Source organism: Streptomyces sp. NBC_00554 (genome assembly GCF_041431135.1).
In the GTDB taxonomy this organism is placed as follows: domain Bacteria; phylum Actinomycetota; class Actinomycetes; order Streptomycetales; family Streptomycetaceae; genus Streptomyces.
The window spans coordinates 6,258,515-6,276,807 of the sequence record NZ_CP107799.1; the positions used below are offsets into that span (position 1 = coordinate 6,258,515).

Genomic DNA, 18,293 nt, shown 5'->3' on the forward strand with positions numbered 1-18,293 from the left:
CTAGCGTTCGGTGCATGACGGTGGAGTTCGACGTCGGTGCGGAACTGGCGGCTGTTGTGGATGAGGCGGGCGTCCGGCGGTTCATCGAGGGCTTCGTCCGGCACTGGCGTGAGCCGATCGGTGCCGGCGACGGCTGCTCGTTCGAGGAGCTGACCGATACAGAGTGGCGGCTGGGCACGCCGCTGCCGATCGCACTGTGGGATGCGTACGGGCTGCTGGGGAAACGTACGGACCTGACCGGTGTCCAGGACCAGTTGCTCTCCTTGGAGCGGCTGCGTGTCGAGGACGGTGCTCTGGTGTTCCGACGGGAGAACCAGTCGGTCGCCGAGTGGGCCGTCCGGCGGGAGGACCTGGAGACGGACGACCCGCCCGTGGTCTTCCGCCGCACGGACTCCAACGCACGTGACTGGTCGGGTTTCCTCGACCGGTTCTCGCTCGCCTGCATCGAGATGGTGCTGTCCGAGTCGCTCGTCGCATACGACGGGACGCGCGCGGACAATCGCCCTGTCGAGGAACCTGAAATCCTCGAGGCACCACGGGGATTCGAGCGTCTGGCTCTGCCTGACTATCCGGCGTGGGCTGTCGAGGGAGGCACCGTCCGCTGGTTCGCGTCACCCGACGTCCTGCTCCGCGTGGACGCCGGCGACTGGCTGTGGGCCCTGGGCCGGACTGCGCCCGCCCTGGACGCCGTACGCGAACTGCTCCCCGGCGACTGGATCAACCGGCCTTCGTGACGAGTCGGCCGTGGGCAAGCCCGGAGGAGGTCAGTGCCCCGACGTCACCTTCAGCCCCACCACGGCCACCAGCAGCAGGCACACGAAGAAGATCCGGGCGGCGGTAGCCGGCTCACCGAGTACGACCATGCCCAGCACCGCCGCCCCGGCCGCACCGATCCCGACCCACACGCCGTAGGCGGTTCCGATGGGCAGGGACTTCGCGGCGTACGACAGCAGCAGCATGCTCGCGACGATGCCCGCGCCGGTGAGGACGCTCGGCACCAGCCGCGTGAAACCGTCCGTGTACTTCATCCCGATCGACCAGCCGACTTCGAGCAGACCGGCGACGAGCAGCAGAACCCAGGCCATGAGAGGCACCTCCGTGATGGAACAACAGGGGTGCGTCGTCTTTGCTGGTGTCTTTACCGGTCCCGGTACGGCGCGTCTCGTCGGGGTTCTTCAAAGGTAGCAAATCACCGGCAAAAGGGGCTGGTGACGATGGTCACCAGCTCCTGTGGTGCGCAGCGGGCCCCGGTGGCCTGCAAATCACCACCCGTTCAACTCCGTTGCCGCCATTGGGATTTACTTGATCCCAGCCCCGGGGACCACTACGTACACAGACGTGACAGACGTACACACAGGAGTGTCCATGACTGACGAATCAGCGAACTCCGAGAAGCCCGAGATCTCCGACCAGGAGGCGCTCTCCAAGATCGACACCACGGTGCCGCAGTCGGCCCGGATCTGGAACTACTGGCTGGGAGGGAAGGACAACTACGAGGTCGACCGCATCGCCGGTGACGCGTTCCGCGAGATCTTCCCGGGCATCGAGACCGGCGCCCGCGCCGCCCGTTACTTCCTCGCCCGCGCCGTCCGTCATCTGGCCGCCGAGGAGGGGATCCGCCAGTTCCTCGACATAGGCACCGGACTGCCCAACGTGGACAACACCCACCAGATCGCCCAGCGGGTGGCCCCCGATTCCCGGATCGTCTACGTCGACAACGACCCCCTGGTGCTGGCACACGCCCGTGCGCTGCTCGTCAGTACCCCTGAAGGCGTCACCAACTACGTCGACGCCGATCTGCGCGACCCGGACACGATCGTGCGGGAAGCCGCGAAGACGCTGGACTTCGACCAGCCCGTCGCGCTCATGCTGATGGGCATCCTGGGCCACATCGAGGACCATGACGAGGCCCGCGCGATCGTGCGGCAGCTGGTGGACGCGCTGCCCTCGGGCAGCTACCTCGTGCAGTACGACAGCACCGACACCAGCGACGACTACGTGAACGCCATCCAGCAGTACAACGAGGGCGGCTCGATCCCGTACATCCTCCGCAGCCCCGAGCAGATCGCGCGCTACTTCGACGGTCTGGAGCTGCTCGAACCGGGCGTGGCTTCGTGCTCGCGTTGGCGCCCCGACACCGAGGCCCTGGGGCTCCCCGCGGAGGTGCATCAGTACGGCGGTGTGGCCCTCAAGCGCTGAATCCCGCCGGCAACAGGCGGGGTGCCTCTCGGCCCACTCGGCGTCCGCCGCTGACGCGGCGGATGCCGGGCGCGCGCCGTTGGCCGGGCGCGACGACTCAGGTTTCCCGGAGGATGCGCTGGAGGATCGTTCGAGTCGCGTCCGGTGACTCGGCCGCGACGACCAGGCGGTTCATGACATCCCAGTAGTACTCGATCTCGGCCGGCTTGTCGGGATAGAGGGCGCTCGCGAGCTGTTCGAGGTAGACCATGTCGGGCAGCTGGCCGCCGGGCAGGCGGACGATGGTCACCGGACCGCGGGCCGCGGCGTGGCCGCCGGCGAGGAACGACATGATCTGGACGGTGACGTGCGGGAGTTGGCAGATCTCCAGGAGATGCCGGAGCTGGGCGCGCATCGTGCCGGCGCCGCCCACCGGGCGACGGAGTGCCGCCTCGTCGATCACGGCCCACAGCTGGGGCCCTCGCTGCCGGTGCAGGGTCTGCCGGCGCTTCATCCGTAAGGTGACCCGCCGGTCGGTCTCCTCCAGGTCGGCGCCCGGGTGGGTGAGCCGGATGGCGGCGCGGGCGTAGTCGGGGGTCTGCAGGAGGTCCGGAACGGCCTGGGGCTCGAAGCAGCGGATGACACTCGCCGCCTGTTCGGCCCCGAGGTAGGCCTGCATCCAGGCGGGCACCACGTCGTTGTACGGCTGCCACCAGCCGGAGGTGTTGGACTGCTCGGCCAGGGCCAGCAGGGTGGCGCGCTCGGCCTCGTCCGTGACTCCGTAGAGAGTGAGCAGGTCGGCCACGTCGCGCATTTTGAAGCCGTGGCGGCCCCACTCCAGTCGGCTGATCTTCGACTGGGAGGCGCGGATGGCCTCGCCCGCGACCTCACGGGAGATGTTCTGATGCTCCCGCAGCCGGCGAAGCCGTGCCCCCAGCACCATGCGCGGCACTGCCGGCCCCGCCGACCGGTCGTCCAGGACGCGGCTGACGGTGGGTGTACGCACGGCTTCTTCGGCGTCCATGGGCATGCTCCCTGGCGGTGGACGCAGCTCTGCCCGCCCCCGAACGCTGCGGCTTGTCATCCTAGTTGACCGAGTCCAAGGGGAACCCCGTTTCCCACTTCCCAAGGTCACAAGGGGCACAGAGAAACCGCAGGTCAGATGTCTGACATGCGGTTTCTTCCGGAGCCCTCCGGCGGATTCGAGCCGACGGCCCACGCACAACTCACACACAGCCCACGCAGGGCCCGCGCACTACAGGTACAGGCCGGTCGAGTCCTCTGATCCCTCGAAACGGTCCGCGGCCACGGCGTGCAGATCCCGCTCGCGCATCAGCACGTACGCGGTCCCGCGCACCTCGACCTCGGCGCGGTCCTCGGGGTCGTAGAGGACGCGGTCGCCAGGTTCCACAGTCCGTACGTTCTGTCCGACCGCCACGACGTCGGCCCAGGCGAGGCGGCGGCCGACGGCCGCTGTCGCGGGGATCAGGATGCCGCCGCCGGAACGCCGCTCGCCCTCGGCGGCGTCCTGCCGCACCAGCACGCGATCGTGCAGCATGCGGATGGGCAACTTGTCGTCGTGGTGGGTGCTCTGCTTGTCCCGGTTGGCGCTCACGCCCCGAACCTACCTGCCTTCGAGCGGTCCGTACGCCGTCGGGTCAGCGCTTGCGCCGACGCGAGCCGACGACGAGCAGCCCGACGATTCCGGCCACGACCAGGGCCACCGGCACGACGCGCTCGAGCCGCGGTGCGCCCTCCTCGGTGACGAACTGCCCCTTCACATCGCTGACGACCCGGTTGACGCCGACGTACGCGCGCCCGAGCGTGTGATCGATGTTGGAGGCGACCTTGGCCTTGGCGTCCCCGACGATCGTCTTCGGGTGCACGCGCACACCGATCTCGTCGAGCGTCTCGGCGAGGGTTTCGCGGCGGCGCTTGATGTCCGCCTCGATCTGCGCCGGAGTCCTGGTATCCGACGTGTCCGACGTGTCCGGCACCGCGCTGCCTCCGTGGTCGTGTTCTGGCCCTTTACTTCCGACAGTCTGTCAGCTCGGGCGGCGACGCACCCCTCGGCACCCCCATTACGCTCGTTCCGTAGTTCCGTAACCCGCATCCACCCCCCGGCCACGTGAGGTACCGATGAGTGAGCGACTCCAGCCCGGCGACACCGCCCCCGCCTTCACCCTGCCCGACGCCGACGGCAACGAGGTCTCCCTCGCCGACCACAAGGGCCGCAAGGTCATCGTCTACTTCTACCCGAACGCCATGACCCCCGGCTGCACGAAGCAGGCCTGCGACTTCACCGACAACCTCGACGTCCTGGCGGCCGCCGGCTACGACGTCATCGGTGTCTCCCCGGACAAGCCCGAGAAGCTCGCCAAGTTCCGTGAGAAGGAGAACCTGAAGGTCACCCTGGTCGGCGACCCGTCCACCAAGGTCATCGAGTCGTACGGCGCCTACGGCGAGAAGAAGAACTACGGCAAGACGTACGTCGGCGTCATCCGCTCCACCCTCGTCGTGGACGAGGAGGGCAAGATCGAGCACGCCTTCTACAACGTGAAGGCGACGGGCCACGTCGCGAAGATCATCAAGGATCTGGGGATCTGAGCGCCGAGCCACTCGAGCGGCCCGGCGCCGAGGGGTCAGGGCTTTCTTGACGCGGGGCGGTTCAGCGGACCCGCCCCCGCGATCGTCCCCGCGTCCGTCCCCCCGGTGTCCGTGCCGCCGTCCGTCGTTCCGCCCGTGGTGGTCGTGGTGCCGTCCGTGGTGCCGCCGGTGGTGGTCGTGCCGCCGTCGGTGGTGCCGCCATCGGTGGTGGTCCCGCCGTCGGTGGTGCCGCCGGTGGTCGTGGTGCCGCCGTCCGTGGTGGTGCCGCCGTCCGTCTGGCCCTGGGTCTGGCCGTTCGTCTGGCCTTCGGTCTGGCCCGGGGTCTCGGAGCCGCCTGTCGTGGTGCCGCCGTTGTCCTGGCCGCCGGTGTCGGTGGGCTCGGCGGGGGGCTCGTAGGACGGGACCTCCGGCTCCTCCGCGCCCGGCTGGAGCTGGAGGTCGAAGTCGGTCGCCTCGGTGCCGTCCAGGGCGGACTTCGTGAACTGGGCCCAGATCTGGGCCGGGGGGCCGCCGCCGTTGATGCGGGGCAGGCCGAGGGCGCCGTACAGGGATTTGTGGGCGCCGGTGTCGGGGTCCTGGCCCATGACGGCGACGACGGTCGCGAGGTCGGGGGTGTAGCCGGCGAACCAGGCCGCCTGGTCCTCCTCTGCCGTGCCGGTCTTGCCCGCGGCCGGCCGGTCGGCCTCCTGCGCGGCGGTGCCGGTGCCGCCGTCGACGACGCTCTGGAGGAGGGAAGTGGTCGTGTCGGCGGCCTCGCGGGTCACCGCCTGCTTGGTCTCCTGCTTGGGCAGCGGTACGTCCTCCGCCCCGTCGGTGATCTTGTCGACGAGGGTGTACGTGCCGTGCTTGCCGTGGTTCGCGAGGGTGGCGTACGCCTCCGCCATGTCGAGGACGCTGGCCTGCGCCGGGCCGAGCGCGATGGACGGGGTGGCGGTGAGGGCGGGGGTGTTCGAGGGGATACCGAGGTCGATCGCCGTCTGCTTGACCTTGTCGGGGCCGACGTCTACCGCCATCTGCGCGTACACCGAGTTCACCGACTTGTCGGTGGCGGTGCGGACCGTGATGTCGCCGTACGAGACGCCGTCCTCGTTCTCGGGTGCGTACGTGCCGCCGTCCCAGCCCTCCACCGGGCGCCGGTCGGTGCCGTCGTAGAACGTGTTCGGGGTGATGGTGCTGCCGTCCTGCGTCTCCGAGTCGTTCTGGACGGCCGAGGTGAAGACGAAGGGCTTGAAGGTGGAGCCGACCTGGTAGTCGCGGCGGGTGGCGTTGTTGACGTACTGCTTGGTGTAGTCGATGCCGCCGTACATCGCGACGACCTTGCCGTTGGACGGGTCGATGGAGACGCCGCCCGCGCGGACGTAGGTGTCGACCTTGCGGTTCTTCTTGTCGAGGTCGTCCATCACCTGGTCGTTGACGGCCTCGATGAAGGCGTCCTGCTTCGGCTTCTGGATGGTGGTGGTGATGCGGTAGCCGCCGGTGGCGAGGGTGTCCTCGTCGATGATCTTGTTGGTGGTGAGGTAGTCCTTGACGGCCTGGACGAGGTAGCCGCGCTGGCCCGACATGCCCGCCGAGCCCTTGGCCTCCTTCGGCGCCGGGAACTTGACGGCGGCGCGGTCCGAGGCGCTCAGCCACTCCTTCTTGACCATGCCGTCGAGTACGTAGTTCCAGCGGGCCACCGCCGCGGACTTGTTCTCCGGGTGCGCGATCACGTCGTACTCGCTCGGCGCGTTCAACAGCGCGGCCAGGTAAGCGCCTTGACCCACCGTCAGGTCGATGGCGTCGACACCGTAGTACGCCTGGGCGGCGGCCTGGATGCCGTACGCGTTGCGGCCGAAGTAACTGGTGTTGAGGTAGCCCTCGAGGATGTCGTCCTTGCTCTTCTCGCGGTCGAGCTTGATGGAGATGAAGAACTCCTTCACCTTCCGGGTGACCGTCTGCTCCTGGCCCAGGTAGTAGTTCTTCACGTACTGCTGGGTGATCGTCGAGCCGGACTGCTTGCCCTTGCCGGTGACCGTGTTCCACCCGGCGCGGATCATCGCCTTGGGGTCGACGGCCGACTCGGTGTAGAAGTCCCGGTCCTCGGCGGCGAGTACCGCATGCTGGGCGTCCTTGGAGATCTGCGCGAGCGTCACGTTCTCGCGGTTGACCTCGCCGTCGCGGGCGAGCTGGGAGCCGTCCGCGTAGAGGTAGACGTTGCTCTGCTTGGTCGCGGCGGCGTTCGCGGGCGGGATCTTGACCAGGTAGTAGCCGAGCGCGAACAGGCCGATCAGAAGCAGGATCACGGTGACGAAGGTGCCGAGCACCATGCGCCAGGTCGGGATGATCCGCCGCCAGCCGGTGCGCTTGCGCTTCTGCTTCTTCTGCTTCCCGCCGGGTGCCATCGGCGCCGGTCCCTGTCCCGGTCCCTGTCCCGGTCCCTGTCCTGGTTCCCTGGGCGCCCAGCCCTGGTCGCTCTGCTGCGGCTGCGGCTCGTCACTCATTTGTTCGCCGGACTCCCGTTTCGCGTCGTACGTTGCCGTACGCCCTCGTACGCCTGTTGCGCCCCCTCTTGAAGACTGTCGCACCATGCGTTCCGTTCCCTTACCTCGGCACGCGTCGCGCCCGGAAAATGCCTGGCGGGCTGCGTCACCCGGGGGCTAGGCTCCTGCGCTTCGGCCTTGACGCGCTGAGGGAGGGCCTCTTTGTGGGCACAGGACGGCTGTACGCGGCCGTCGCGGCCGGCGCTTTCCGTCGGTACGCCACCTATCGGGTGGCCACGGCGGCGGGCCTGTTCACCAACACCGTCTTCGGGCTGATCCTGGCGTACACCTTCATGGCGCTGTGGGACGAGAAACCGCACCTCGGCGGCTACGACCAGGCGCAGGCGCTCACCTATGTGTGGCTGGGGCAGGCGCTGCTCACGGTGGTGTCGGTGATGGGCGGCGGTTTCGAGGACGAGTTGATCGAGCGCATCCGTACGGGGGACATCGCGATCGACCTGTACCGGCCCGTCGATCTGCAACTGTGGTGGCTGGCGCAGGACATGGGCCGGGCGCTGTTCCAACTGCTGGGGCGCGGCGTGGTCCCGCTGGTGTTCGGTGCGCTGTTCTTCGAACTCGCGCTGCCCGGGGACCTGTTGACGTGGATCGCGTTCCTGGTCGCGGTCGCCCTCGGGGTGGTCGTCAGCTTCTCGATCCGCTATCTGGTGGCGCTGTCCGCGTTCTGGCTCATGGACGGGGCGGGCGTGGCGCAGATGGCGTGGATCCTGGGGATCTTCTGCTCGGGGATGGTGCTGCCGCTGAACGTCTTCCCGGGCGTGCTCGGCGAGGTCGTACGGGCACTGCCGTGGTCGTCGCTGATCCAGGCACCTGTGGACGTGCTCCTCGGCACGGCCGATCCGCTGGGCACGTACGCCTTCCAGACCGGCTGGGCTCTCGCGCTGCTCGCGGCCGGGCGGCTCGTCCAGTCGGCGGCGACGCGCAGGGTGGTGGTCCAGGGTGGTTAGCCAGGTCGACGAGCGGGTGCCGGACACCGGGTGGCCCACGCCCAGGCAGGGGGCGTACGAGCGCGTGCGCGACGGGCTGCGGGCCTACCGCATGATCGCCGCGATGTGGATCCGCTCCACGATGGCCTACCGCGCCTCCTTCGTGATGACCCTTGCCGGCAACTTCGTGCTGACCGGCCTCGACTTCCTCACGATCCTGCTGATGTTCTCGCAGGTCGACCGGCTCGGCGGCTACTCGCTGCCCGAGGTCGCCTTCCTGTACGGCCTCGGGGGCACCGCCTTCGGGCTCGCGGACCTGGCGTTCGGCACGATGGACCGGCTGGGACGGCGGGTGCGCGACGGCACGCTCGACACGCTCCTCGTGCGCCCCGTGCCCGTCCTCGCCCAGGTCGCCGCCGACCGCTTCGCGGTGCGCCGCATCGGCCGGGTCACCCAGGGGCTGCTGGTCCTCGGGTACGCCCTCGTCGTGCTCGACATCTCCTGGACGCCGCTCAAGGTGCTGATGATCCCGCTGATGCTGGTCAGCGGCGGCGCGATCTTCGCGGCCGTGTTCGTGGCGGGCGCGGCCTTCCAGTTCGTGGCGCAGGACGCCTCCGAGGTGCAGAACTCCTTTACGTACGGCGGCAGTACGCTCCTGCAGTACCCGCCGACCGTCTTCGCCAAGGACCTGGTGCGCGGGGTGACCTTCGTGTTCCCGCTGGCCTTCGTCAACTGGCTGCCCGCGCTGTACGTGCTGGGACGGCCCTATCCGCTCGACCTGCCGACGTGGGTCGCCTTCACGCCGCCGCTGGTGGCCGCCGGCTGCTGCGCGCTGGCGGGGCTCGCCTGGCGGGCGGGACTTCGTTCGTACCGGAGCACGGGGAGCTAACCGACGTGGACAGTGACTTCATTGAACTCGTAGGGGTCGAGAAGGTCTTCGACGTGCGCAAGAAGACCGGGTTCATGCGCAGTGAGCGGAGGCAGGTGCGGGCCGTCGACTCCCTCTCCTTCACCGTGCCGCGCGGCGAGATGGTCGGCTACATCGGCCCGAACGGTGCCGGCAAGTCGACCACCATCAAGATGCTGACCGGCATCCTCACTCCGAGCGGCGGCCGGCTGCGGGTCGCGGGCATCGACCCGTCCCGGGAGCGGACGCGGCTCGCGCAGCGCATCGGGGTCGTCTTCGGGCAGCGTACGACCCTGTGGTGGGACCTTCCGCTGATCGACTCGTACCGGCTGATGCACCGCATGTACCGGATCCCGGACGCCCGTTACCGGGAGAACCTCGACCGGTGTGTCGAACTCCTGGAGCTGGGCGCCCTGTTGGACGTGCCCGTGCGGCAACTCTCCCTGGGGCAGCGGATGCGCGGTGACATCGCGGCGGCCCTGCTGCACGATCCGGAGGTGCTGTATCTCGACGAGCCGACGATCGGCCTCGATGTGATCAGCAAGGCGCGGGTGCGGGAGTTCCTGCGGGACCTGAACGCCGAACGCGGTACGACCGTCCTGCTCACCACCCACGACCTCACCGACATCGAGCAGTTGTGCAAGCGGGTGATGGTCATCGACCACGGGCGGCTGATGTACGACGGGGCGCTGTCGGGGCTGCACGAGGTGGGGGAGAGCGAGCGGACGCTGGTGGTGGACCTGGAGCGGGAGCTGCCGCCGATCGAGATCGCGTCGGCGCGGGTGGTGAAGGTGGAGGGGCCGCGGCAGTGGCTGGCGTTCCCCGCCGCCCAGTCGGCGGCTCCGCTCGTGGCGCGGATCGCGGCGGAGTATCCGCTGGTGGACCTCTCGGTGCGGGAGCCGGACATCGAGGCGGTCATCAGCCGCATGTACGCGGAGAAGGCGGTCTCGTAGGCTGGCATCCATGAGCGAGGACCTTCCCGAACTCCGGGCTTCAGACGCCGACCGCGAGCGAGTCTCCGAAGTGCTGAGGGACGCCCTCGCGGAGGGCCGCCTCGACATGGAGGAGTTCGAGGAGCGGCTGGAGGCGACGTACAAGGCGCGTACGTACGGGGAGTTGGCGCCGATCACCCGCGATCTGCCCGCCCCGGGTGTCACCCCGCCCGTGGTGAACATGGTCAAGGGGCCGGCCGAGGGCGGGACCGGGGCCTGGGCGGACCGGATCGTCGGCGGCGAGGGTTCGTCCACGTGGGGCGTCGCGATCATGGCGGGCTTCCAGCGCAAGGGGCGCTGGACGATGCCCAAGCGGTTCAACTCCTTCGCGTTCTGGGGCGGCGGCGAGATCGACCTGCGCGAGGCGTACTTCGCGGACCGCGAGGTGGTCGTCAACTGCGTCGCGATCATGGGCGGCATGAACGTCGTCGTACCGCCCGGCGTCGAGGTCGTCGTCCGCGGCATCGGCATCATGGGCGGCTTCGACCACCGCGAGGAGGGCGTCCCGGGCGAGCCAGGCGCCCCGCGCGTGATCGTCACGGGCTTCGCCTTCTGGGGCGGCGTCGGCGTGGAACGCAAACTGACCCGCGCCGAGCGGCAACGGCTGAAGGAGGAACGCCGCCAGGAGAAGCTGGAACGGCGAGAGGCCCGCAAGGAGTTGGGCGCCGCACGGGACGGCGGCGACATGCTCGACGCGCTCGATGACGTCCACGACCTGGTCCGCGAACGTCACGAGGAACGCCGCGAGCGCCACGAGGAACGCCGCGAACGGCACCAGGCACGCCGCGACGAGCGCCACCGGCGACGGCACGGGGACCACTGACGCGGGCCGGGGTTCTGGCTTTTAGGGGCGCGGGGACTACTGACTGACGTCGACCGGGGTCTTCAGGGGCGCGGGGCTGTGTCTTCGTGCGGCTCCGCCGCGGGGACTACTGACGAACGTCGACCCGGGGGTCTTTAGGGGCGCGGGGAACTGCGCGACCAGCCACGACGGCGCCGCAGCCGACAAACGACCGGCAACCTACAACGCAGCCGACACCGCCCCAGAAAGCGACCGCAGGTCAACCACCTCAGCCATCCGCTGATACCCCTTGTCACTGGGGTGCAGATGATCCCCGGAGTCGTAGTCCCCCCGCAGCTCACGCGGATCGTACGGATCCCGCACCGCCTTGTCGAAGTCGACCACCGCGTCGAACACCTTCCCCGCCCGGATCTCCGCGTTGACGGCCTGCCGTACCTCCTCACGCTGGGCGGAGTACCCGCCGTGCCCCTTGAACGGCATCAGCGTCGCCCCGACAACACGCACCCCGTGGGCGTGCGCCTGTTGGACCAGCGTGCGCAGGCCGTCGGTGATCGTGGCGGGGTCGACCTGGTTCGGGTTGCGCAGGATGTCGTTGATGCCGAGGTCGATGACGACGGCCTTGACGTTCGCATGGCCGAGGGCGTCGCGGCCGAAGCGGGACAGGGCGCTCGGGTTGTCGGAGGGGCGGCCGGTCTCCGAGGCCAGGATCCGGTTTCCGCCGATGCCCTCGTTGACGACGCTGTAGAGGGGCACGCCGTCCGTGCCGGCGGCGTCGCGCAGCCGGTCCGAAAGGCGGTCCGGCCAGCGGTGGTTGGCGCCCACGGTGGAGTCGTCGCCGTCGGTGAGGGAGTCGCCGAAGGCGACGACGGTGCCCGCCGACTCCTCGCTCAGCACGTCGACGGCGGTCACGTAGCGCCAGTACGGGGTCGCCTCGGTGTACGCGGTGCCGCTCACGTCGTCCGTGAGGTCGCCCTCGGCGAGGTAGGAGGTCTGGCGTGCGTGCGGGTGGTAGGTGACCGGGCCCGACGGCGTGGGCGAGAACGTGGTCACGAGTACGTCCGAGTCGTGCGGGATCGTCACGGGCACCGCGTCGCTCATCACCTGCTGCCCGGACGGGATGGTCACCGAGGTGCTGCCGCCGAAGGTGAGGCGGGTCATGGTGTCGGCCTTGGCCGCGGCGCTGTTCGCGGTCTCGGCGACGGCGATCGTGGCGTGCGTGATGGTGAGCGGCTGCTGCCCGAAGAGGTTGGACAGCGTGATCCGGGCGCTCGTACCGCCGGCGCTCGTGTGCACGATGTTGCGTACCGACCTGCCCGCCATGCCGTTCGTCTCGGTGCCGGGCTCGGCTCGGGCGGGGGAGGCCGACCAGGCGCCGACCCAGAGGCCGGTGGAGGCGGGGGCGGCCGAGCCCCGCGGGGTGCGGCCGCCGGCGAGGTTGTTCTGCCCGCTGCCGTCGTCGGCCGCGACGCCGATGTATATGGCGGCGGAAATGACCACGATCACGGCGACGATCGCGGCCAGCAAGGCATAACCGTGACGCTTGGTCATGCGGTGCGTTTCCCCTCGGGCAAGTGGAGCCCGAAGCTCCGGTGTGATCACCCCATGATGCGTCATGGGATGGGGCGAAACTGCGACGCCCCCGTAAATTCCCCTGATACCCGCCCCGGGGTTTCCCCGGAACTTCTCCCACCGGACAGACGCCGGGAACTCCTGTTCCGTTCCAGGAGTCGGTCAGGAAGGGACAATGTGTACGGGGGACGCGAACGGGTGGAGTGAATGGAACGTACGAAACCGGAAGAAGCGGGCGCGGACGCAGAAAAGCAGCATGCCCTGCCGGACGCCGCCACTAACCGACAGGGCACGCCCGGCGTCGGCGCGCGCCGCACGATGACCACCTTCAGCCCCGCCGACGAGGAGAAACAGCGGGGCGTACGCCGGATGAAGCTGACGGCCGTCGGCCTGCTGCTCTTCGTGGCGGTCGTGTACGTCCTCGCCAAGTGGGCGTCGAACGAGGGCGCGGGGCCCTGGGCCGGATATGTCGCCGCGGCCGCCGAGGCCGGCATGGTCGGCGCGCTCGCCGACTGGTTCGCGGTCACGGCCCTCTTCCGCCGCCCGCTGGGCCTGCCCATCCCGCACACGGCGATCATCCCCACCAAGAAGGACCAGCTGGGCGTCTCGCTCGGTGAGTTCGTCGGGGAGAACTTCCTCTCCGAGGAGGTCGTACGAGGCCGGCTGCGCGCCGTCGGAATCGGCAGCCGTCTCGGTGCCTGGCTCGCCGAACCTGACCACGCCGACCGGGTGACGGCGGAGCTGGCCACCGCGCTCCGGGGGGCGCTGACCGTCCTGCGCGACTCCGACGTGCAAGCGGTGGTCGGCGAGGCGATCACCCGGCGCGCCGACGCCGCCGAGATCGCGCCCGGCATAGGAAAGATGCTGGAGAAGATCGTCGCGGACGGCGGTCACAAGCGGGTCGTGGACCTGGTCTGCGTACGCGCCCACGACTGGCTCGTACTCCACGACGAGCAGGTCATGGACGCGGTGCAGGGCGGCGCCCCCGGCTGGACCCCCCGGTTCGTCGACAAGAGGGTCGGCGAGCGGGTCTACAAGGAGCTCCTCCGCTTCGTCACCGAGATGCGCGACGCCCCCTCCCACCCGGCCCGCGGCGCCCTCGACCGCTTCCTCACCGACTTCGCCTCCGACCTCCAGTCCGACACCGACACCCGCGCCCGGGTGGAGCGCCTCAAGGGCGAGGTCCTCGGCCGCGGCGAGGTCCAGGACCTGATCGCCTCCGCCTGGACCGCCGTACGGTCGATGATCGTGTCCGCCGCGGAGGACGAGCGCAGCGAACTGCGGCTGCGGGTGCGGGCGTCACTGCTGTCGCTGGGGGCCCGGATGGCGGTGGAGCCCAAGCTCCAGGCCAAGGTCGACAGCTGGGTCGAGGGCGCGGCGGTGTACGTCGTGACGACGTACCGGCGTGAGATCACCTCCCTGATCACCGACACGGTCGCGGGCTGGGACGCCGAGCACACGACCAGGAAGATCGAGGCCAACATCGGGCGCGACCTGCAGTTCATCCGGATCAACGGAACGGTGGTGGGTTCGCTGGCGGGGCTGGCGATCTACGCGGTGTCGAGGGCGCTGGGGGCGTGAACCTCGGCGAGCGGGCTCAGGCGCGTCTGAGTATCCGTACTCTGTCGGGCCGCCCGCGCCCGCGGAACTCTCGTACGCATGACCGAGAAGCTGTTGAGCCCTCTGCGAACGCGCCCCTGGCCGCAACGCTGGCTGACGCGCGTACTCGGCGCCGCCCTCGCCTCGGCGGCGTACCTCGTCTGCATCCCGTGGGATCTGACCAACCGCGTCCAGACGCCCGGCTCCAACCAGGAGACGACCCCGGTGACGGGCATCGGCGTGATCGGCCTGGCCCTGGTCCTGCTGGCCCTTGCGGCCTACTTCGGCCTCCGGGACTACCTCGGCTGGCCGCTGCTCCTGGTGGCGGTGCCTCCGGCGGTACTGATGCAGATCTCCTTCCGCACACACTCCGGACCACCGGACGGCATGGCGCACTTGTGGCCCTTGGCGTGGGGGTTCTTCACGTTCCTGATCGGCGCCGGGGTACTCGTCGCGGCGGCGCTGGCCCGCCGGTTCAGGCCGCAGGAGGAAGACTCGCTGGACGGACTGCTGTACCCGCACCCCACGTGAGGAGCCGCTCCCGATGACCGTCCGCAGGATCGTCCCCGACATCCAGGTCGACTCCGAGGAGTCGATGACGACCAGCCGTGACTTCTACGGCCTGCTCGGCCTGGAGCAGGTCATGCACCTGGGCTGGGTCATGACCCTCGCCTCCCCGTCCAACCCCACCGCCCAGATCAGCTTCTTCACCGAGGAGCGGACCGCCCCCGTCGCCCCCGACCTGAGCGTGGAGGTCGAGGACGTCGACGCGGTGTACGCCCAGGTCGTCGCCTCGGGCGCGGAGGTCGTACGGGAGTTGCGGGACGAGGAGTGGGGCGTACGGCGCTTCTTCGTACGGGATCCGAACGGGCGGGTGGTGAATGTGCTGGGGCACCGGCGGGCGGAATAGCCGACGGGCCGGCACTCGGGCACGGCAGGCTACTGGATGCTCCAGCGGTGCGGATGCCCGGGCCCGGTGGGGCAGGCGAATACGTTGAGCTCACCCCAGCGGCCCACCGTGATTTCCGTGGGAGTGGCGGAAGCGTGAGTGGGCTGGTTCTGGCTCTGGCTCTGGTCCTGGTTCTGGTCCTCCAGCGGTTTCCAGCTGCCGCTGCCGCCGTCCCATTCCGAGCTGTCGATGGTCAGCAGCAGGTGCATCGGTGCCGTGCAGGTCAGGCAGTCCATGGGGGACGGGTCGGTCGCGTGCCAGGAGGCGAAGCCGCCCACGCGCCAGCCGGGCGGGATGGACAGGTCGTACTGGTAGCCGAGCGGCTCTGGCGTGCTTTCGTCCGCCGACTCCTCGGCTTCCTCTTCTAGGGCTTCCTCCCAGGCGTCGATCCGGGCGCACAGTTCCTCGGGCAGAAGGCCGGCGAACGGGTAGGTGACCACCTGCTCCGGGTGCAGCACACAGGGCTCGGGCACGAAGCCGTCGGACCCGACGACCAGCGGCTGCGGCGGCGCGGTCAGCACCTCGCCGACCTCCCACGACCGCCGCCAGCGCAGGTGCAGCTCCAGGTCGTACCGGCCCGGGCCGTGCGCGTTGAAGGGGCACCAGAACACTTGGAGCAGATCGCAGTCGTCCGGCCCCGCGGCCAGGTCGGGCAGATCCCGCCGGTACAGCTGCGCGAGGCCGATCATCGGCAGCGGGTCGGTCTCGGACGCCCCGGGGATCCGGTGCTTCCGGCCCAGCTCGCCCAGGAGCTTTCGTTCCTCGTCCGTCGGGCCGGGAGCCTGCTCGCGGGCCCATGCGGAGGCCAGAACCTGCCGAGAGCGGCGGATGTCGGCCGGGCGTAGACCACGCCCACGGCCGTGTGCCTCGCCGCACACCGGCCACGGCTCGTCCGCAGGCCACAGCATCGGACCGCCCACGGAACTGGCCGAAACGTCCGGTCTGCCCGGCCGCGGATGGAGCCGGGTCGTCGTCCCGCGAAAGGCGGCCAGTCCCGGGAAGAGCGCCTCGACGTCGAGAGGGCGCGGGGGCGTGGTCCTCGTCATGAACGCGACCCTAAACGCCTGACAGCCCGGGTCGCGAAGCACCCCCGTCGGGCATTTTCCGCAGCCGGCCCCGCCACTCCCTCAAGCCCCTGTAGTGGACCCCGGCCGAATGATCATCAGGACCGTGACGGTGGCCCAGAGAAGGTTGAAGATCCCGGTGAACATGGCGAGCCGTGCGGTCGCCCTCGTCGTCACCGCGATCTCGCCGCCCCCGGCATCCTCGATGCCCTCCATGATCGCCGCTTGCCTGGGCAGGACCAGGGCGGCGAGGACGACAGCCGCGAGCGCAGTCAGCGCGATCGAGACGATCAGCCAGGTGTCCCCGAGCACGCCCATGTTGCTCGCCGTGGCGAACCCGAAGACGGGGACGACGACGCCGACGGTGGCGTACACCTGGCAGATCCGATGCAGCAGACGCGTGGTCGCGAGGGCCTGCGCGTCTCCCGGCTCGGCGAGCGCCTTGCGCGCGGTGGGCGGGAACATGCTGGCGGCGACCGTGACGGGCCCGATGGCGACGATCGCGGCGATCACGTGGACGGCGAGGAGGAACTTGGTCACGGGGTGACGGTAGGGGGCGGCGGGGATCTTGCAGAAGTGGCGGTTTTGCCAGTACTCAACGGATTCTCGCCAGGGGGGGTTGAGCGGCTCAAACTCGGGGTTTCTCGGTGCTTCCGGGTGTGTGCGGCTCGTATCCGCACTGACTGCACCATGACTGAATCCCGTCGTACCCCTACTCTTTTGCCATGCATACCGTGGCCGTATTGGCGCTCGACCAGGTCATCCCGTTCGACCTCTCCGCCCCGATCGACGCCTTCGGCTGGGCCCGGCTGCCGGACGGGCGCCCGGCGTACCGGATCCGGGTCTGCTCGGCGTCGGAGGAGGTGAGCGCGGGCCCGTTCGCGCTGCGTGCCCCGTACGGGCTGGAGGCGCTGGCCGAGGCGGACACGATCATCCTGCCCGGGGTCGCCGACCCGACGGTCCCGCTTCCGCCGGGCGTCGCGGAGGCGGTGTGCGCGGCGGCCGCGAACGGCACCCGGATCGCCTCGATCTGCGTGGGCGCCTTCGTCTTCGCCGCCACGGGCCTGCTGGACGGGCTGCGCGCGACGACGCACTGGGTCGCGGCCCGGGACCTGGCGGAGATGTACCCCGCGGTGACCGTCGACCCGAACGTCCTCTACGTCGACAACGGCCAGTTCCTCACCTCGGCGGGCGCGGCCGCCGCGATCGACATGTGCCTGCACATGATCCGCAGGGACCACGGCTCGGCCGTCGCCGCGCACGCGGCCCGGATGTGCGTCGTACCGCTCGAACGGGAGGGCGGCCAGGCCCAGTTCATCATCCAGACCCAGCCACCGGTACCGTCCGGCGCCACCCTGGAGCCCCTCCTCAACTGGCTGGAGGAGAACGCCGAGCGCGAACTGACCCTGGAGGACATCGCCGCCCACGCCGGCATGAGCACCCGAACACTCAACCGCCGCTTCCGCGAGCAGACCGGCACGACGCCGTTGCAGTGGCTGCACCTGGCCCGGGTGCGGCGCGCCCAGTACCTCCTGGAGACGACCACGTACCCGGTCGAACGCATCGCGGCCCAGGCGGGGTTCGGCTCACCGACGGCGTTCCGGGAGCGGTTCAAGAGGGTGGTGGGGACGAGTCCGTACGCGTATCGGCGGGCGTTTCAGGGGGTGGAAACGCCGGGCTCGGGCTCGGGGTCTGCCTCGGGGTCGGCGGCTGCTGCCTCGTAGGCGCGCAAGGTGTCGACGACCAGCTGCCGCTGACTGGGCGTCAGAGGTTCCAGCGCGCGACGCCAGGCGGTGGCCCCGCGTGACAACCACGCGGAGATGGAGGGCCGTTGGGCGTCGGTGATGCTGACGATGCGTCGCCGCCGGTCAGTCGGGTGCTCGCGCCGCTCCAGGATTCCCTTCCCGCTCAGCTCGCCGACCATGAGGCTGACGGTGGTCGGCGCGACCTCGAGGCGGGCGGCCAGGTCGTTCACGGTCAGGGGCCCGTCGAAGAGCAGATACGCCAGCAGCGACAGGTGTCGCGGAGCCAGGGCCAGCGACTGAAGTTCCTCGGGTACGGGGATCCGCTTGGCCCGGCCGACCATGCGGGGCATGAGCAGCAGGAGGTCGCGAACGGCGTCGTCGACGCCCGGATCGGTTGACATCGGCCATCCCTGTAAAT

The 18,293-nt window shown here is 69.7% G+C and carries 20 protein-coding genes and 1 riboswitch; of the genes, 11 read left to right on the forward strand and 9 right to left on the reverse strand.

The annotated features are described in order from the left end of the window. The first annotated feature begins 14 nt into the window (after nucleotides 1-14). Nucleotides 15-734 carry a hypothetical protein gene (locus OG266_RS27585; RefSeq protein ID WP_371548890.1) on the forward strand — a complete coding sequence of 240 codons (720 nt, stop codon included), beginning with the start codon at nucleotides 15-17 and terminating at the stop codon, nucleotides 732-734. Nucleotides 735-764: 30 nt separating this feature from the next. Here the strand turns inward: OG266_RS27585 and sugE are convergent, their stop codons facing one another. Continuing rightward, entirely contained in the window at nucleotides 765-1,085 is a 321-nt protein-coding gene (gene sugE, locus OG266_RS27590) for a quaternary ammonium compound efflux SMR transporter SugE (protein ID WP_329547372.1), read from the reverse strand. Nucleotides 1,086-1,114: 29 nt separating this feature from the next. Next, a riboswitch (guanidine-III (ykkC-III) riboswitch) is annotated at nucleotides 1,115-1,191 on the reverse strand. A gap of 174 nt (nucleotides 1,192-1,365) precedes the next feature. On the opposite strand from sugE, the gene OG266_RS27595 reads away from it, so the two are divergent. Next, nucleotides 1,366-2,199, forward strand: a complete 834-nt coding sequence (locus OG266_RS27595) for an SAM-dependent methyltransferase (protein ID WP_266461120.1) — start codon at nucleotides 1,366-1,368, stop codon at nucleotides 2,197-2,199. A gap of 97 nt (nucleotides 2,200-2,296) precedes the next feature. On the opposite strand, the gene OG266_RS27600 is transcribed toward OG266_RS27595, so the two are convergent. The 3 genes from OG266_RS27600 to OG266_RS27610 form a co-directional block, all read right to left on the reverse strand. Next, nucleotides 2,297-3,202 carry a helix-turn-helix domain-containing protein gene (locus tag OG266_RS27600; protein ID WP_371548891.1) on the reverse strand — a complete coding sequence of 302 codons (906 nt, stop codon included), beginning with the start codon at nucleotides 3,200-3,202 and terminating at the stop codon, nucleotides 2,297-2,299. Nucleotides 3,203-3,433: 231 nt separating this feature from the next. Beyond that, on the reverse strand, nucleotides 3,434-3,736 hold the full coding sequence (locus tag OG266_RS27605; RefSeq protein ID WP_326790934.1) for a co-chaperone GroES: 303 nt from the start codon (nucleotides 3,734-3,736) through the stop codon (nucleotides 3,434-3,436). A gap of 100 nt (nucleotides 3,737-3,836) precedes the next feature. Then, a complete protein-coding gene (locus tag OG266_RS27610; protein WP_266461125.1) occupies nucleotides 3,837-4,175 on the reverse strand; it encodes a DUF3618 domain-containing protein in 339 nt (112 codons plus the stop codon). 142 nt (nucleotides 4,176-4,317) lie between these two features. On the opposite strand from OG266_RS27610, the gene bcp reads away from it, so the two are divergent. Then, nucleotides 4,318-4,785 (forward strand): thioredoxin-dependent thiol peroxidase, encoded by a 468-nt coding sequence (gene bcp / locus OG266_RS27615; protein ID WP_371548892.1) that lies wholly within the window; start codon nucleotides 4,318-4,320, stop codon nucleotides 4,783-4,785. A gap of 35 nt (nucleotides 4,786-4,820) precedes the next feature. Here the strand turns inward: bcp and OG266_RS27620 are convergent, their stop codons facing one another. Continuing rightward, nucleotides 4,821-7,265, reverse strand: coding sequence for a transglycosylase domain-containing protein (locus OG266_RS27620; RefSeq protein ID WP_371548893.1), 2,445 nt, complete (start codon nucleotides 7,263-7,265; stop codon nucleotides 4,821-4,823). Nucleotides 7,266-7,468: 203 nt separating this feature from the next. Between OG266_RS27620 and OG266_RS27625 the strand changes: the two genes are divergently transcribed. The 4 genes from OG266_RS27625 to OG266_RS27640 are packed head-to-tail and all read left to right on the forward strand — an operon-like array spanning nucleotide 7,469 to nucleotide 10,970. Beyond that, nucleotides 7,469-8,269 (forward strand): ABC transporter permease, encoded by an 801-nt coding sequence (locus OG266_RS27625; RefSeq protein WP_371548894.1) that lies wholly within the window; start codon nucleotides 7,469-7,471, stop codon nucleotides 8,267-8,269. A 16-nt stretch (nucleotides 8,270-8,285) separates the two neighbouring features. Then, a complete protein-coding gene (locus OG266_RS27630) occupies nucleotides 8,286-9,137 on the forward strand; it encodes an ABC transporter permease (protein WP_371552980.1) in 852 nt (283 codons plus the stop codon). A 5-nt stretch (nucleotides 9,138-9,142) separates the two neighbouring features. Beyond that, nucleotides 9,143-10,108, forward strand: coding sequence for an ATP-binding cassette domain-containing protein (locus tag OG266_RS27635; RefSeq protein ID WP_371548895.1), 966 nt, complete (start codon nucleotides 9,143-9,145; stop codon nucleotides 10,106-10,108). Between the two features lie 10 nt (nucleotides 10,109-10,118). Beyond that, the gene (locus OG266_RS27640; protein ID WP_371548896.1) at nucleotides 10,119-10,970 is read left to right on the forward strand and encodes a DUF1707 domain-containing protein; all 852 of its coding nucleotides are present in this window, start codon (nucleotides 10,119-10,121) and stop codon (nucleotides 10,968-10,970) included. Nucleotides 10,971-11,168: 198 nt separating this feature from the next. On the opposite strand, the gene OG266_RS27645 is transcribed toward OG266_RS27640, so the two are convergent. After that, a complete protein-coding gene (locus OG266_RS27645; protein WP_371548897.1) occupies nucleotides 11,169-12,497 on the reverse strand; it encodes an SGNH/GDSL hydrolase family protein in 1,329 nt (442 codons plus the stop codon). Between the two features lie 228 nt (nucleotides 12,498-12,725). Between OG266_RS27645 and OG266_RS27650 the strand changes: the two genes are divergently transcribed. From OG266_RS27650 to OG266_RS27660, 3 genes are all read left to right on the forward strand, one after another. Next, nucleotides 12,726-14,099 (forward strand): DUF445 domain-containing protein, encoded by a 1,374-nt coding sequence (locus OG266_RS27650; RefSeq protein ID WP_329547380.1) that lies wholly within the window; start codon nucleotides 12,726-12,728, stop codon nucleotides 14,097-14,099. A gap of 78 nt (nucleotides 14,100-14,177) precedes the next feature. Further along, nucleotides 14,178-14,648, forward strand: coding sequence for a hypothetical protein (locus OG266_RS27655; RefSeq protein WP_266461141.1), 471 nt, complete (start codon nucleotides 14,178-14,180; stop codon nucleotides 14,646-14,648). Between the two features lie 13 nt (nucleotides 14,649-14,661). Beyond that, entirely contained in the window at nucleotides 14,662-15,027 is a 366-nt protein-coding gene (locus OG266_RS27660) for a VOC family protein (RefSeq protein WP_371548898.1), read from the forward strand. A 29-nt stretch (nucleotides 15,028-15,056) separates the two neighbouring features. Here OG266_RS27660 and OG266_RS27665 read toward each other — a convergent pair whose 3' ends face one another. Continuing rightward, the gene (locus OG266_RS27665) at nucleotides 15,057-16,112 is read right to left on the reverse strand and encodes a hypothetical protein (protein WP_371548899.1); all 1,056 of its coding nucleotides are present in this window, start codon (nucleotides 16,110-16,112) and stop codon (nucleotides 15,057-15,059) included. A gap of 81 nt (nucleotides 16,113-16,193) precedes the next feature. After that, on the reverse strand, nucleotides 16,194-16,670 hold the full coding sequence (locus tag OG266_RS27670; RefSeq protein WP_371548900.1) for a DUF2269 family protein: 477 nt from the start codon (nucleotides 16,668-16,670) through the stop codon (nucleotides 16,194-16,196). Between the two features lie 185 nt (nucleotides 16,671-16,855). On the opposite strand from OG266_RS27670, the gene OG266_RS27675 reads away from it, so the two are divergent. After that, nucleotides 16,856-17,854: a GlxA family transcriptional regulator gene (locus OG266_RS27675; protein ID WP_371548901.1), complete on the forward strand. Its 999-nt coding sequence runs from the start codon at nucleotides 16,856-16,858 to the stop codon at nucleotides 17,852-17,854. Here the strand turns inward: OG266_RS27675 and OG266_RS27680 are convergent. Continuing rightward, complete coding sequence (locus OG266_RS27680) at nucleotides 17,788-18,276, reverse strand: MarR family winged helix-turn-helix transcriptional regulator (protein WP_371548902.1); 489 nt, start codon at nucleotides 18,274-18,276, stop codon at nucleotides 17,788-17,790. The genes OG266_RS27675 and OG266_RS27680 overlap by 67 nt on opposite strands. Between the last annotated feature and the right edge of the window lie 17 nt (nucleotides 18,277-18,293).

What these genes read in the sequence shown, in the direction of transcription:
- OG266_RS27585 (WP_371548890.1), top strand. Translation starts at nt 15, where the DNA reads ATGACGGTGGAGTTCGACGTCGGTGCGGAACTGGCGGCTGTTGTGGAT.
- sugE (WP_329547372.1), bottom strand. Translation starts at nt 1,085, where the DNA reads ATGGCCTGGGTTCTGCTGCTCGTCGCCGGTCTGCTCGAAGTCGGCTGG.
- OG266_RS27595 (WP_266461120.1), top strand. Translation starts at nt 1,366, where the DNA reads ATGACTGACGAATCAGCGAACTCCGAGAAGCCCGAGATCTCCGACCAG.
- OG266_RS27600 (WP_371548891.1), bottom strand. Translation starts at nt 3,202, where the DNA reads ATGGACGCCGAAGAAGCCGTGCGTACACCCACCGTCAGCCGCGTCCTG.
- OG266_RS27605 (WP_326790934.1), bottom strand. Translation starts at nt 3,736, where the DNA reads ATGCTGCACGATCGCGTGCTGGTGCGGCAGGACGCCGCCGAGGGCGAG.
- bcp (WP_371548892.1), top strand. Translation starts at nt 4,318, where the DNA reads ATGAGTGAGCGACTCCAGCCCGGCGACACCGCCCCCGCCTTCACCCTG.
- OG266_RS27620 (WP_371548893.1), bottom strand. Translation starts at nt 7,265, where the DNA reads ATGAGTGACGAGCCGCAGCCGCAGCAGAGCGACCAGGGCTGGGCGCCC.
- OG266_RS27640 (WP_371548896.1), top strand. Translation starts at nt 10,119, where the DNA reads ATGAGCGAGGACCTTCCCGAACTCCGGGCTTCAGACGCCGACCGCGAG.
- OG266_RS27645 (WP_371548897.1), bottom strand. Translation starts at nt 12,497, where the DNA reads ATGACCAAGCGTCACGGTTATGCCTTGCTGGCCGCGATCGTCGCCGTG.
- OG266_RS27650 (WP_329547380.1), top strand. Translation starts at nt 12,726, where the DNA reads ATGGAACGTACGAAACCGGAAGAAGCGGGCGCGGACGCAGAAAAGCAG.
- OG266_RS27655 (WP_266461141.1), top strand. Translation starts at nt 14,178, where the DNA reads ATGACCGAGAAGCTGTTGAGCCCTCTGCGAACGCGCCCCTGGCCGCAA.
- OG266_RS27660 (WP_371548898.1), top strand. Translation starts at nt 14,662, where the DNA reads ATGACCGTCCGCAGGATCGTCCCCGACATCCAGGTCGACTCCGAGGAG.
- OG266_RS27665 (WP_371548899.1), bottom strand. Translation starts at nt 16,112, where the DNA reads ATGACGAGGACCACGCCCCCGCGCCCTCTCGACGTCGAGGCGCTCTTC.
- OG266_RS27675 (WP_371548901.1), top strand. Translation starts at nt 16,856, where the DNA reads ATGCATACCGTGGCCGTATTGGCGCTCGACCAGGTCATCCCGTTCGAC.
- OG266_RS27680 (WP_371548902.1), bottom strand. Translation starts at nt 18,276, where the DNA reads ATGTCAACCGATCCGGGCGTCGACGACGCCGTTCGCGACCTCCTGCTG.